Annotated in this window: 12 protein-coding genes; 1 reads left to right on the top strand and 11 read right to left on the bottom strand. The window is 53.4% G+C overall.

Annotated features, from left to right (window positions below; all coding sequences use genetic code 11):
- Window positions 1-52: 52 nt before the first annotated feature.
- The 10 genes from ACRZ9U_RS07820 to ACRZ9U_RS07775 all read right to left on the bottom strand — a co-directional run bounded on the left by ACRZ9U_RS07820 (window position 53) and on the right by ACRZ9U_RS07775 (window position 10,542).
- Complete coding sequence (locus ACRZ9U_RS07820; protein WP_170403456.1) at window positions 53-1,207, bottom strand: Gfo/Idh/MocA family protein; 1,155 nt, start codon at window positions 1,205-1,207, stop codon at window positions 53-55.
- Entirely contained in the window at window positions 1,207-2,262 is a 1,056-nt protein-coding gene (locus ACRZ9U_RS07815; protein WP_170734717.1) for a sugar phosphate isomerase/epimerase family protein, read from the bottom strand. The genes ACRZ9U_RS07820 and ACRZ9U_RS07815 overlap by 1 nt, the downstream gene beginning before the upstream one ends.
- 28 nt (window positions 2,263-2,290) lie before the next feature.
- Window positions 2,291-3,349 (bottom strand): LacI family DNA-binding transcriptional regulator, encoded by a 1,059-nt coding sequence (locus ACRZ9U_RS07810; RefSeq protein ID WP_480758950.1) that lies wholly within the window; start codon window positions 3,347-3,349, stop codon window positions 2,291-2,293.
- Between the two features lie 7 nt (window positions 3,350-3,356).
- Window positions 3,357-4,979 carry a dihydroxyacetone kinase subunit DhaK gene (locus tag ACRZ9U_RS07805; protein ID WP_170403460.1) on the bottom strand — a complete coding sequence of 541 codons (1,623 nt, stop codon included), beginning with the start codon at window positions 4,977-4,979 and terminating at the stop codon, window positions 3,357-3,359.
- 11 nt (window positions 4,980-4,990) lie between these two features.
- Window positions 4,991-5,983, bottom strand: coding sequence for an ABC transporter ATP-binding protein (locus ACRZ9U_RS07800; RefSeq protein WP_170403462.1), 993 nt, complete (start codon window positions 5,981-5,983; stop codon window positions 4,991-4,993).
- Window positions 5,976-7,073, bottom strand: a complete 1,098-nt coding sequence (locus ACRZ9U_RS07795; protein WP_170403464.1) for an ABC transporter ATP-binding protein — start codon at window positions 7,071-7,073, stop codon at window positions 5,976-5,978. Before ACRZ9U_RS07795 ends, ACRZ9U_RS07800 begins: the two co-directional genes overlap by 8 nt.
- Before the next feature lie 2 nt (window positions 7,074-7,075).
- Entirely contained in the window at window positions 7,076-7,264 is a 189-nt protein-coding gene (locus ACRZ9U_RS07790) for a hypothetical protein (protein WP_170399676.1), read from the bottom strand.
- Entirely contained in the window at window positions 7,261-8,199 is a 939-nt protein-coding gene (locus ACRZ9U_RS07785) for a carbohydrate ABC transporter permease (protein ID WP_010442361.1), read from the bottom strand. The genes ACRZ9U_RS07790 and ACRZ9U_RS07785 overlap by 4 nt, the downstream gene beginning before the upstream one ends.
- Window positions 8,196-9,143, bottom strand: a complete 948-nt coding sequence (locus ACRZ9U_RS07780; RefSeq protein WP_170403466.1) for a carbohydrate ABC transporter permease — start codon at window positions 9,141-9,143, stop codon at window positions 8,196-8,198. Before ACRZ9U_RS07780 ends, ACRZ9U_RS07785 begins: the two co-directional genes overlap by 4 nt.
- 79 nt (window positions 9,144-9,222) lie before the next feature.
- Window positions 9,223-10,542: an extracellular solute-binding protein gene (locus ACRZ9U_RS07775; protein WP_170399683.1), complete on the bottom strand. Its 1,320-nt coding sequence runs from the start codon at window positions 10,540-10,542 to the stop codon at window positions 9,223-9,225.
- Between the two features lie 401 nt (window positions 10,543-10,943).
- On the opposite strand from ACRZ9U_RS07775, the gene ACRZ9U_RS07770 reads away from it, so the two are divergent.
- Window positions 10,944-11,723, top strand: a complete 780-nt coding sequence (locus tag ACRZ9U_RS07770; protein ID WP_170403467.1) for an MOSC domain-containing protein — start codon at window positions 10,944-10,946, stop codon at window positions 11,721-11,723.
- 104 nt (window positions 11,724-11,827) lie between these two features.
- On the opposite strand, the gene ACRZ9U_RS07765 is transcribed toward ACRZ9U_RS07770, so the two are convergent.
- Window positions 11,828-12,472 carry an IS6 family transposase gene (locus tag ACRZ9U_RS07765; RefSeq protein ID WP_480570449.1) on the bottom strand — a complete coding sequence of 215 codons (645 nt, stop codon included), beginning with the start codon at window positions 12,470-12,472 and terminating at the stop codon, window positions 11,828-11,830.
- Window positions 12,473-12,758 lie beyond the last annotated feature (286 nt).

The following is a 12,758-nucleotide window of genomic DNA, read 5'->3' as shown; positions in this document are numbered from 1 at the left end:
TTTAGTTGATAAAATTAATCATGGAAGACGCAGTGTCAAGGTGACTGTCGCGCTACTCCAACTTTACCCAAGCCGCATTTCTTGCAGAACTTTGCACGCAAGCTGCAACGAACCTGACACCATTCAATCCATCCTGAACAGTGGGATAGATCACCGATGGATCAGCTGAATTGCCACTTCGAAACGCTGTTATGGCGTCCGCAGCTTCACTATAGACATTTGCAAAACCTTCCAGATACCCTTCCGGATGGCCCGGAGGCACCCTGCTCAGACGGTTGGCGGCGTCCCCGGCTCCGGCCCCATTGCGGGTGATCAGTCGTTTTGGCTCACCATAGGGCGTAAACCAAAGATAGTTTGGATCTTCCTGCGCCCACTCGATCCCACCTTTTTCACCATAGACACGCAATCGCAGTGCGTTTTCGTTGCCGGGGGCAACTTGGGACGACCACAGCATCCCGCGCGCGCCACCGTCGAACCGCAGCAGGACATGTGCGTTATCGTCGACCCTGCGCCCCGGCACAAAGGCCTGCAAGTCAGCCGCAAGGCTTTCCGCCTTCAAGCCTGTCACAAAGCAGGCGATATTGTAGGCGTGGGTTCCGATGTCACCCGTCGATCCCCCTGCTCCGGAACGCTCAGGATCGGTTCGCCATTCGGCTTGCTTAAAGTCTTGCTGCTCGGTCAACCAGTCCTGCGGATATTCAACCTGAACCACGCGGATATTGCCAATCTCTCCGTTGGCGACCATCTCACGCGCCTGCCTGACCATTGGATAACCGGTGTAGTTATGGGTTAGAATGAACAGCGCGCCTGAACTCTCCGCCGCCTTCACGAGCTTCTTGGCATCCGCAAGGGTCGAAGTGAGGGGCTTGTCGCAAATCACGTGAATACCGCGCTTCAAGAACTCTCGCGCTGCGGCGTAATGAACGTGATTAGGCGTGACGATCGAGACTGCTTCGATCCCCGATTTCAAACGCGCTTCTCTGATCGCCATCTGCTTAAAGTCGTCATAGACCCGTTCGAGCCCCAACGCTTCTCCGCTTTCTCGAGATTTTTCTGGCGTTGAAGACAAGGCACCTGCGACCAACTCGAACTTGTCATCCAAGCGCGCCGCAATTCGATGCACACCTCCTATGAAAGCATCAGTGCCGCCACCAACCATGCCAAGGCGAATGCGGCCTGATTTTACTTCACTGCGTCCAGTTACCATCAGTCTATCCCCAGCATTTTTCGATTGGCCGCCATATCGCTGCCGCCATCCGCAAAGTCGTCGAATGCTTTCTCTGTGACACGGATAATGTGGTCAGAAACGAATTGCGCACCTTCGCGCGCTCCGTCTTCTGGGTGTTTCAAGCAGCACTCCCACTCGACCACGGCCCAGCCGTCAAAATCGTTTGCAGCCATCTTCGAAAAAACGGCCCCAAAGTCGACCTGACCATCACCAAGCGAGCGGAAACGCCCTGCCCGGTTAACCCAGCTTTGATAACCAGAATAGACGCCCTGCCGACCGGTCGGGTTGAACTCGGCGTCTTTGACATGGAACATCCGGATTCGGTCTTTGTAGATGTCGATATTATCAAGGTAGTCGAGACACTGCAGAACGTAATGCGACGGGTCGTACAGCATACAAGCCCGAGTATGATTGCCCGCCCGTTCGAGGAACATCTCATAGGTCACGCCATCATGCAGATCCTCGCCTGGATGGATTTCATAACAAACATCGACTCCACAATCTTCTGCGTGATCCAGGATCGGGACCCAACGGCTGGCAAGCTCATCAAATGCTGTTTCGATAAGGCCAGCAGGACGTTGCGGCCAAGGGTAAACATAAGGCCATGCGAGCGCGCCAGAGAATGTCGCGTGCGCAGATATCCCTAAATTTTTGGAAGCTGACAGCGCCTTCTTAACCTGATCAACGGCCCACTCCTGCCGGGCTTTTGCGTTTCCCCTGACGCTTTCGGCAGCAAAGCCGTCGAATGCTGCGTCGTATGCGGGATGCACGGCAACAAGTTGGCCCTGAAGATGCGTGGACAACTCCGTCACTTCCACGCCGTTCTCTTTGGCCTTGCCCTTGAATTCATCGCAGTAATCCGTGCTTGAGGCAGCGGTTTCAAGATCAAACAACCGGCCGTCCCAACTGGGCACCTGAACGCCTCTGTACCCACAATCCGCCGCCCATTTGGTAATGGTGTCCCACGAGTTGAAAGGCGCTTCATCTCCGGCGAACTGTGCCAGAAACAACGCCGGGCCTTTGATCGTTTCCATAATGTCTCCTCCCCAAAAACCGATGCCTCTATGGCGGTAAATTTTCCTTCAGATAGATATCGATGCGAATACGTTCTTGTGCCTTGTTGAACGGAACCTTGTCTGATGTTGCGCGCAACAGACGGACCGCGGATCGGACCAAGTGACCTGAATCCTGCGAGATTAACGCATCAAATGTTCCACGGCTCAGTGCGTCACGGCTGAGCGGCGTGAGTTCATGGGCTATGATCACCAGATCTTTGCTGATTTTGCTGTCGGACAGAAACTGGATCAAACCGGCGTTGCCAGCAGCGGAAGAATAGATACCGACAAGATCTGGATAGGTCTCAAAAATCTCGGGCATCATCTTGTAAATCAGTTCAGGGTCATCGCGACCTTCGACCGACGCCACAACTTCGAGATGCGGAAAATCTTCGGCAATCACCAGATCAAAACCCTGCCGTCGTTCCAAATGATCCCGTGCCAAGCGCGAGCCTGTCAAGACCAACAACTTTCCCTTGCGATGCACAAAGCGCCCCATCAACTGTGCCGCAGTCCGACCAGCCGATACGTTGTCAACTCCGACGAAGTGGTCGCGCTCCGAGCTGGGGAGGTCGGACACCAACGCGACGACTGGAACGCCTTTGTCCCGGACCCGTTTCACTGCATCACGTACCGACGGTGTTTCCGGACCGAAGACAGCGACGCCATCGACTTCCCGAATGTCCAAGGCGTCTAGGATTTCGACAATTTCCTGGGGATCAAATGGAGCGACACGTTGGATTTTCATACGAGTCCGCTCGATGAACTGATCGCGCGACTGGTCTACGATTTGCTTGCTGAGCGCTTCGACAAACTCGTTGTCGCTATCGGGCAGCACAAACAAGAAGTTATAGACACGCTTTCTCGCAAGGTTGGCTGCAGCGGTGTCGCGGACATAGCCAAGCTCATTAATTGCCTGTTGAACCTTTTGTACAGTCACTGCACGAACGCCCGGCCGTCTGTTCAGGACACGATCAACGGTTGCCAGACTGACACCCGCAACACGCGCAATGTCATTCACAGTTGGTTTGTTCACCAATTCTAGTTTGTGTTTTTGCTCTTTCACGTGTCGTTCAGCCTTTAATCTCCCGCGCCAACCCCTCGAACAGCAAGGCGACGGCTTCAGCGCCAGGGTCGTTGTTTCCCATCAGGTTTTCCTCGGGAACATAAGCGGCCCGACCGGCCTTGGCACGGTGAATATTTGCAGTGCTGTCCGCGCCTTCGCGCGCTGCATGTGCAGCTTGGACCAATCCCAAAGGCAGAGCGTCCAAAGCGGGTGCCAACGCGTCGATCATTGTCCTGTCGCCGACCTTCGCGCCCCCAACCTGGCTGACGCGGTTCAAACCTTCCGCCAAAGACTTCGGGATCGATGCGCCACTGGCGCAGGCGTCTCCTGCTGCATTGAAAAAGATGGCAAGAATGACCCCTGAAGAACCACCCATTGTTTGGCTGAGTTCGTTGCCCAAAGCCGGAAAAAGTTGCGTCAGATCCGCAAGTGGCATTCGGTCGAGACTACCCTGCAGAGCCCTGGCCGCAGTTGCCAATGTGCTGCCGGTATCTCCATCGCCGGACTTGGCATCTAACTCATTCAGGTCCTTCTCAGCATTTATCATCAATTCGGACAATCGCGTGATCGTTTCCTTCGTCGCGGGATTGTTGGATGGAATAGGATCAATCGGTGTCAAGCCATCAGGCAAAGGCGCGACTTGAATTGGATCAATAGAATTGACGCCTGGCCATGCCACGAGAGCGACCGGAGCTTCAAGCGCCGATAGTTCGCCTTCGCTCACGGGCAAGACAGAAACAGAGAATCCGTGCATGTCCAGAGATGTCATCATTGGCGAAGGACCGATAATGTGACGCGCCATCCCTGTTTCGGATAACGCGTGCGTCAACACGGACATTTCCAGCGGGGTTGTAGACCCGAGGTTGTTAACCAACGCAACACATTCCCCCGAGCTAATCCGTTGTTTTAACTTTCCTACGACGGTGGACATAGCCGTGACCGCGTTGGCAAAATCCACCTGCTCAACACCCGGTTCGCCATGGATTCCCAAGCCCAACTCGGCTTTGCCCGGTGCAATCCTGTCCTCTTTCGGAGATCCCGGAACGGTGCAGGTATCGAGGCTCATCCCGATACTGACCACTTTACCGATGACGCTTTTTGCAGCCTTGGTCACTGTGTCCAGGTCAGCGCCATCTTCCGCAAGCGCGCCTGCAATTTTGTGTACGAACAAGGTCCCGGCCACTCCACGCGGCTGCGGCAGATCCGGCAAGGCGATGTCATCATCGACTACCACCATCTCAACCTTGCGCCCCAAGGCGCGGGCGCGTTCCGCCGCAAGCCCAAAGTTCAACCGATCACCAGTGTAATTTTTCACAATTAGCAAACACCCCGCCTCACCGGTCACGGCCAGAATGCCCGCAAGAACCGCCTCAACCGAAGGCGATGCAAACACCTCTCCACACACAGCCGCAGTCAGCATGCCAGCCCCGACAAACCCAGCATGAGCAGGTTCGTGACCAGACCCGCCACCAGACACCAATGCCACCTTGGATTTGTCCCAATCCGAACGGTAAACCACCTTGATATGCGGGTAGCCGTCCAATCGGGTCAATGCGCCGCCAGAAGCGGCCAAAAGACCGTCAATCGCCTCTGTTACAAGGGTTTCTTTGGTGTTGAGGAACTGGGCCATGCTTTTGCTCCTTAATTCACGCGCGCGCCGGACGCGTCAAAATACAACGGGTTGTGTGGGCGGATTTTTATAAGTTTTCCAGATGGATAATCCTGATGTACATCAATCAAGGTCACAACCGGGTGACCGTTCAGGTCCAGGTGTAGCCGCGTTTGATCCCCCAGATGCTCTGCGCGTATTACCCGCGCTTCGCTGCCTTCTCCTTCGATGATGTTTTCCGGGCGAAGACCTATCTGCGGACCTTTGTGATTACCTCCGAACAGCTCGGAAGGCAGAATGTTGATCCGTGGCAGTCCCAACCGGCTGGCGACATAAACGCTACCGGGGTTTTCATAGATGTCCCGGGGTGTTCCGTACTGAACCAGCCTGCCGTTCTCCAAAACGCCGATATGCGTCGCCATTGTCATGGCTTCGACTTGATCATGGGTCACGTATAGCAAGGTCGATCCCAGATCCGCCTGAATTCTTTTTAATTCGACCCGCAAATCCGCCCGAAGCTTGGCGTCCAAAGAGCTGAGGGGTTCATCCATCAGAAATATCTGGGGGTCTCGCACCAGCGCTCGTCCAATTGAAACGCGCTGCATTTCACCGCCAGACAGTTCAGTCGCTTTGTTGTTCAACTTGTGCGGAATCTGGAGGATGTCCGCAACTTCGTTAACCTTCCTCTTGATCTCATCCTCTGGCGTCTTCAGGATCGGCGACCTCAGAGGAAAAGACAGGTTCTCCCGCACTGTCATATGCGGGTACAGTGAGTATTGCTGGAAAACCATAGCCACATCGCGCTGGGCTGGCGTTTCTATTCCAACATCCCGTCCAGCAATGCGAACGGTTCCAGAATCCAGTTTCTCAAGTCCGGATATCAATCTCAGCGTCGTTGTCTTTCCCGCGCCCGTTGGACCCAATAGCACCACAAAGGCGCCGTTGGGGATCGTCATTGAGATATCATCCACCGCCTTTAGATTGCCGAATGACTTCGAGATATTCTCTAAAACGACTTCAGCCATTACTTAGTACCTCGTCGTTCAGAGCGGACCTCAACGCGCGTCCGGTGGCCTTTTCAAACAGTGTTACTGCGGGTGAGCGGAACTCTAAACCCACCGTCTCGCCGGGATTTACGACTTCGCGCGCATCAATCCGGGCTTTCAGCTCTCCGTTCGGGCTTTGCAGCGTCACGATCTGGGTGGTTCCCAAATATTCTGTCGCCAGAACCTTGGCTCTGTAGGCGCTCGCATCCGATAGAAAAACATGCTCAGGGCGAACCCCAAAAACTAAGTCACCTTCCGCCCCCTCCATCAGTTTGGGCACGGCTTCGTCATGGCCATTTAGTCGAACCATTTCCGAGTCAGGCGCGACCTTTCCTTGAAACGGCAGGAAGTTCATGGAAGGGGACCCGATAAAATCTGCAACGAACATTGTGGCTGGTTTGTCGTAGATTTCCTGAGGTGTGCCGAATTGCTCAATCACAGCGTTGTTCATCACTACGATCTTGTCGCCCATTTGCATGGCTTCCAACTGGTCGTGTGTCACGTAAACAGTGGTTGCGCCCATACGGTCATGAAGCGCGCGTAACTCTTCGGCCATGTGTTCTCGAAACTCGGCATCTAAGGCACCCAACGGTTCGTCCATCATGAATGCCTTGGGTTCGCGAACGATCGCGCGGCCCAGCGCCACGCGCTGCCGGTCGCCACCTGACAGTCCACCTACCGGGCTATCGAGGATGTCGTTGATCCCCAGAATTCCCGCGACTTCTTCTACTTTGGCTTTTACAGCAGCACGCGGCATGCCCTGCGATATCAGGGGGTAGCTGATATTTTTGCGCACGTTCATGTGGGGATACAGCGCAAACATCTGGAACACGAATGCAATGTCTCGCTCTGATGGGGGTCGCTGGCTGATTTCTTCGCCGTCGAGATAGATCTCACCCGATGTTGGAAGCTCCAAGCCTGCGATCATCCTCAGCGTCGTTGTTTTGCCGCAGCCCGATGGACCAAGCAGCATGAAGAATTCACCATCTTCAATCGTGAACGAGCTTTCCCGCACAGCGGTGAAATCGCCGAACATCTTCTTTACGTTTTTGACAACGATCTGGGCCATTTCTACTCCGGAAAATGGCTGACGATGATGAACATGACAGTTCCGATCAGCGTAACGATGAAGGAATAAGTGAACGCCCAAAGGACGAACGGTTGCATCAGCATAAATACGCCGACCGCGATGAGGATGGTCGCGACCATCTCCCATGGGCCTCGGCGAAAACGCATTAATCCTGATAGAAACTCGCTCATTTGCGCACCGCTCCGAATGTGATCCCGCGCAGCAGGTGTTTGCGCATCAGGATGGTAAAAATCATGACCGGAATCAGGAAGATCGTGGCACCAGCCGCAACTGCAGGCCAATCCAGCCCACCGATCCCGATGATGGTTGGAATAAAGGGCGGCGCGGTCTGCGCATTCGCGGATGTCAGCAACACGGCAAACGCATACTCGTTCCATGCAAATATAAGGCAGAAGATCGCTGTCGAAGCGATACCCGTCGCAGCCTGCGGCAGTACAACTTTGTAAAACGCCTGAAACCGGGTGTAGCCGTCTATTAGTGCCGCTTCCTCGTACTCTCGCGGGATTTCGTCGATGAACCCTTTCAGCAGCCAAACAGCCAACGAGATGTTCACACCCGTATAGAGAAGGATCATCCCCAAATGCGTGTCGCTTAGACCGAGGTTTCTGAACATCAGGAAGATTGGGATCGCAACGGCAACCGGGGGCATCATTCTCGTACTGAGGATGAAGAACAGAAGGTCATCCTTGAGCGGCACCTTGAAACGGCTGAATGCATAAGCAGCCAAGGTGCCAAGGAAGATGCTTAGGAACGTCGATCCAAACCCGATGATCACCGAATTCATAAAACGCTCGCCAAACTTGGATGGCCCGACAATAACCATGTCATATTGCCGGACGATCTCATCGGCCCAGTTCTGTGGCGGGTTGGCTTCCAGGAACTCCTGCGTCTGCCGTGTGCGAGTGGTGAAGAGATTGACATAGCCTTCAAGTGTTGGGTCAAAGACAACCTTGGGCGGATAGCTGATCGCGTCGGCTGGAGACTTGAAGCCAGTTAGCAAAATCCAAACCAGCGGGATCATCGTGATCAGCGCATAGGTGATAACCAGAAACCCAGCGATCCACTTTGAACGGTTCGAAGGTTCGGTGACGGAAAAACTGCTCATCTCTGTTTCACCTTGTTCAGGGCTTTGACGTAGATCGACGCAAGGCCGAACACGGTGACGAAAAGGATGATCGCATAGGCCGAGGCATAACCCGTGCGCCATTTCTCAAAGGCTTCGCGCTTCAAATTGATGGAGGTCAGCTCCGTAACAGACCCTGGCCCGCCGCCCGTCAGTTGCACCACCAGATCGAACATCTTGAAGTTCTCGATCCCTCTAAACAGCACCGCCAACATGAGGAATGGCAGGACCATCGGGATGGTAATCGTAAAGAACTGGCGCAGCTTGCTGGCCCTGTCGATCTCAGCTGCCTCGTAGATGTAATCGGGAATACTGCGCAGCCCGGCCAGACAGATGAGCATCACGAAGGGGGTCCACATCCAGGTGTCGACAATCACGATGGACCAGGGCGCCAGCGTTACGGACCCGAGCATCTCAAAGCTCGACGGGTCTTTGCCGGTAAACCACGATACGATGTAGTTAAACAGGCCGATCTGAGGCTGATAGAGAAACTTCCAGAAGTTTCCGACAACGGCCGGGGACAGCATCATCGGCAGCACGATGATCGTGGTCCAAAGATCATTGCCCTTGAATTTCTTGTTGATCAACCACGCCAGAGTAAATCCGATCAGGACTTGAAAAAAAATCGTCCAGAACAGGAAATGTGCGGTGGCCTGCATGTTCAGCCATGTGTCCGAGTCTGTCAGGATGCGCTCGTAATTCCTGAACCCGACATCTTTGACCTCGCGCCCGATCCGGTTGGCCTTGTAGTTGGTAAAGCTCAGTTGGATGGTCCAGATCAAAGGGAAGATATTGATCGCCAGCAGTAGAAATATCGTTGGGGAGATGAATATCCAGGCGATCGCGCGGTCGGATAACCCCCGAATTTTTCGCGCAACTCGCTCGGGCGTTGCCTGCGCAACGCGATCTACGGTCCTGTCAGACATCTCTTTGCCAGTTCTTGTTGGTTTAGGGCTCACGGGTGAAGGTAGAGCGGGTTTGCACCCGCTCCTGCCTGTGTCCGGACTAAAGCTTGCCTTCGTCTTCGAAGACTTCCGTCCAATCTTCGATCAGAAGATCAAGCGCTTCTTGAGCTGTGCCTTGGTCGGCAACCACGTAGTCGTGGATGCGCTTCTGCATTGCCAGCAGCAGTTCCGCGTAGGCAGGCTCTTGCCAGAAATCCTGCACCCCGGCCATTGCTTCCAGGAAGTCACCGGCGAACGGTTGGCTGTCTACGAAACCAGGATCTTCCAGCACTGAATTATGTGCTGAGTAGCCGCCTAGTTCCCACCATTTGGCCTGAACTTCTGGCTGCGCGAACCACTTAATGTACTCAAGCGCGGCGTCCTGTTTGTCAGAGTAGCTGACAACAGAGATACCTTGTCCGCCCAGTGTCGAGCCTGCCTGATTTTGTGGTGGGTTCACGAAGAAGTCGATCTTGTCACCACCGGTATTGGGATCGGCATAGAGACCTGGGAAGAACGCGAACCAGTTCATAGCCATGGCGACCTGACCGGACTTAAAGGCGTCCAAGCTCTCTCCCATGTAGGAGTTTGTGTATCCTGGGGGTGTCGCTGTTTTGTAGAATTCTTTGTAAAACTCTAGCGCTTCGACTGCTTCGGGCGAGTTTACGGCACCCTCCATATCGTAGGATCCTGGTGTGTTTTCATATTTGAAGCCCCACGGATAGAGTGCTCCGGTCACACCCATGGTGATCCCTTCGGAACCACGCTCAGTAAAGATCGCCGCACCGTAAACCGTCTTTCCATCGATCTCACGACCCTGGAAAAACTGCGCGATTTGCAGCAATTCTTTCTGAGACTGAGGTTCACGCAAATCTTGCCCTGTTGCTTCCTTGTACGCAGCTTGGATGTCCGGATTCTCGAACCAGTCCTTGCGATAGAACCAGCCGTTTGCATCCCCCATTGCGGGCAATGCGTAGTAGTTCGGAGTACCTTTAGGCCATGTCGAATAGGCGTAAACCGTTGCCGGCGCGAAATCGTCCATGCTGATGCTCTCGGCATCGAAGAAATCATTCAGTTTTACATAATGACCGTTTTCAGCGCCCCCGCCGATCCACTGACTATCTCCGATCAACAGGTCGCAGAGCTTCCCGCCGGAGTTCAGCTCGTTCAGCATCCGGTCGGCAAAGTTTGGCCAGGGAACAAATTCGAAGTTCATCGTGTGGCCGGATTCTGCTTCGAATTCTTTTGATAGCTCAACAAGCGCGTTGGCCGGGTCCCATGCAGCCCAACAGAGCGTCAGGTCTTCAGCATTTGCCTTGGTAGAAAGAGTAGTAGCGGCAAGGACTATTGCGCTGGCCGAAGCCAGTTTTGTGTAAGTCATCCATTCCTCCCTTTTTTGCGCCGTCATTCGAGGATGTGCGAATCGCGGCATGTCTATAAGGCTATTTGAGGTACGCACCTCAAGTCCAGAAAATTTTGAGGTTCGTACCTCAAAATCACCGCCAACACATCAACGTATCCCAGTAATAATATGCTTTTACTATATTTTTCTTCCTCTCGATCACTCAGGACCATCAAGCGCAAAGGAAGAAGGAATTCGAAATCAAACGCGCCAATTCTTCAAATCAAGGCACCGACGGTATTGCATTGCCAACCCGAGTCTATCCATGATTGTGCCGAAGCCCAATTCTTGCCGTTCGACCAAGATTCCAATGTAGGATCGCTAGGAGGGCGCTTGCTAGCCCCACCACCCGGATATCTCGACAAGCCAGGACCCCAATTATGAGTAAACTCACCATTGTCCGGATGAACCGCTACCCGATCAAAGGTTTGAGCCCGGAACCACTAAGCACCATAAACCTGCGAGCGGGTGAAGGCATTCCTGGTGACCGCCTATTCGGCTTTGCCCGCTACAACTCCGGTTTCGACCCTCGAGATCCAAAACCATTGAGAAAAGACCGCTTTGTTGTGCTTTTGAACGAAGCAAGACTGGCTGGACTGCAAACCAAATTCGACGCTCAAACTCAATTGCTGGAAATTAAGCACGGAAGGAAAACTCTCCACTTCGATATGAGTGAGCCAAACGGGCAATTGGACGCGGCGAGTTTCCTCAATACCACACTCGACTTAAGAGACCCCGAACCGCCAGTGTTTGTCTCTTCCCATCCGCATCGATTCACAGACGTTTCGGTCGTGTCGCCAAAAATGATGAACGCAATTTCCGTTCTCAACCTAGCGTCTGTTGATGCACTTAGTAGAGAGCTCAATGTGGAAATACACCCGGCAAGGTTTCGTGCAAATATTGAATTGGACGGACCACCTCCATTTTCCGAGTTAGACTCTGTCGGCTCAACCTTGGCCTTTGGCGATGTGAAGCTAAAGATAATTTCGCGAACAAAAAGATGTGCCGCTACCGAAGTTAACCCTCAAACAGCCGAACGAGACCTGAAAATCCCGTTCCTTATTCGAAAACACTTGGGCCACATGGATATGGGCGTGTACGCAGAGGTGCAGGAGAAGGGAACCCTAAACGTGGGCCAACATGGAAAGATAACGCAGTAGAACAAATATGAACCAATCTCAGCTAGGCTCTGGACCCATTGATTTGGATGCAGGTGCTGTCAGACGAATTTTAACCAGTCTCAATTTGACGCAAAATCGTGAACCTATCCGGAACAAAGTTGACGCCACTCGTCAAGAGCGGCGGTTCGCGTCAGCTTGAAGGAGTCTCGGCTGGTGAGGGATCTTTCCTGGTTAAAGTGGTTGTATACGGAGGAATGGTCGGAAGCGAAATTCTGTAAACTTCGAATGCGCCTTAAACCCTGCATCGCGCGCTCGCATTGTTGATACGGCAGGTGCGAGTTCTCGACCCGGTTGTTGAGCCATCTACCCGTCGGTTGTTTTTCGAGCGTGCCCAGCTCTCTGACCGCGACTCTGTATCCGGCGAAGCGATCCGTGACGACGGCTTCCGCTTGGCCGTGTCGATTCATCAATTTCTTTAGAAATTTCAATGCTGCAGCTTTGCTTCGACGTTTGGTGACAACGGCTTCCAGCACTTCGCCCTCATGATCTACGGCCCGCCAGAGGTAATGTTTCTTGCCAATCACCTTCACGAAAACCTCGTCCACCTGCCACCTCCAATTCGAGAATTCACGCAGTTGTTGCACCCGCTTTTGTCTGATCTCAGAGGCGAAGATCGGACCGAACCTGTTCCACCCATATCGGACAGTTTCGTGGCTCACGTCGATGCCTCGCTCGTGCAGCAGATCTTCGACATTCCGAAGCGAGAGCGGGAATCGGATGTATAGCATCACCGCAAGGCGGATGATCTCAGGGCTGGTTTTGAAGTACTTGAAGAGGCAGGTCTGGTCATGCGCAAAAGCTACGCAACACCCCTACCCCGCTTAAGCAAACTTCTTCTGACAAGACCAAACAGAATGCCTTATGAGCTAGCGATGAATAGTCTAATTTCGAGCTTGCCGTAGACTACCTCTTCAGCTTTTTACCCGATGGAAGAAAAGCTGAGCGACGATGATAACACTTGTAAGTCCACCAGTTTTCGCGCTTCAGGTCGGCTTTTGGGTCGAAATAAAATTG

Source organism: Ruegeria sp. D7 (assembly GCF_056534355.1).
This window is presented reverse-complemented; position numbering and strand designations above follow the sequence as displayed.

Excerpts from the sequence above, each read along its gene's own strand:
- ACRZ9U_RS07765 (WP_480570449.1), bottom strand. The coding sequence starts at position 12,472 with ATGCTATACATCCGATTCCCGCTCTCGCTTCGGAATGTCGAAGATCTG.
- ACRZ9U_RS07820 (WP_170403456.1), bottom strand. The coding sequence starts at position 1,207 with ATGGTAACTGGACGCAGTGAAGTAAAATCAGGCCGCATTCGCCTTGGC.
- ACRZ9U_RS07800 (WP_170403462.1), bottom strand. The coding sequence starts at position 5,983 with ATGGCTGAAGTCGTTTTAGAGAATATCTCGAAGTCATTCGGCAATCTA.
- ACRZ9U_RS07805 (WP_170403460.1), bottom strand. The coding sequence starts at position 4,979 with ATGGCCCAGTTCCTCAACACCAAAGAAACCCTTGTAACAGAGGCGATT.
- ACRZ9U_RS07780 (WP_170403466.1), bottom strand. The coding sequence starts at position 9,143 with ATGTCTGACAGGACCGTAGATCGCGTTGCGCAGGCAACGCCCGAGCGA.
- ACRZ9U_RS07815 (WP_170734717.1), bottom strand. The coding sequence starts at position 2,262 with ATGGAAACGATCAAAGGCCCGGCGTTGTTTCTGGCACAGTTCGCCGGA.
- ACRZ9U_RS07775 (WP_170399683.1), bottom strand. The coding sequence starts at position 10,542 with ATGACTTACACAAAACTGGCTTCGGCCAGCGCAATAGTCCTTGCCGCT.
- ACRZ9U_RS07785 (WP_010442361.1), bottom strand. The coding sequence starts at position 8,199 with ATGAGCAGTTTTTCCGTCACCGAACCTTCGAACCGTTCAAAGTGGATC.
- ACRZ9U_RS07795 (WP_170403464.1), bottom strand. The coding sequence starts at position 7,073 with ATGGCCCAGATCGTTGTCAAAAACGTAAAGAAGATGTTCGGCGATTTC.
- ACRZ9U_RS07770 (WP_170403467.1), top strand. The coding sequence starts at position 10,944 with ATGAGTAAACTCACCATTGTCCGGATGAACCGCTACCCGATCAAAGGT.
- ACRZ9U_RS07790 (WP_170399676.1), bottom strand. The coding sequence starts at position 7,264 with ATGAGCGAGTTTCTATCAGGATTAATGCGTTTTCGCCGAGGCCCATGG.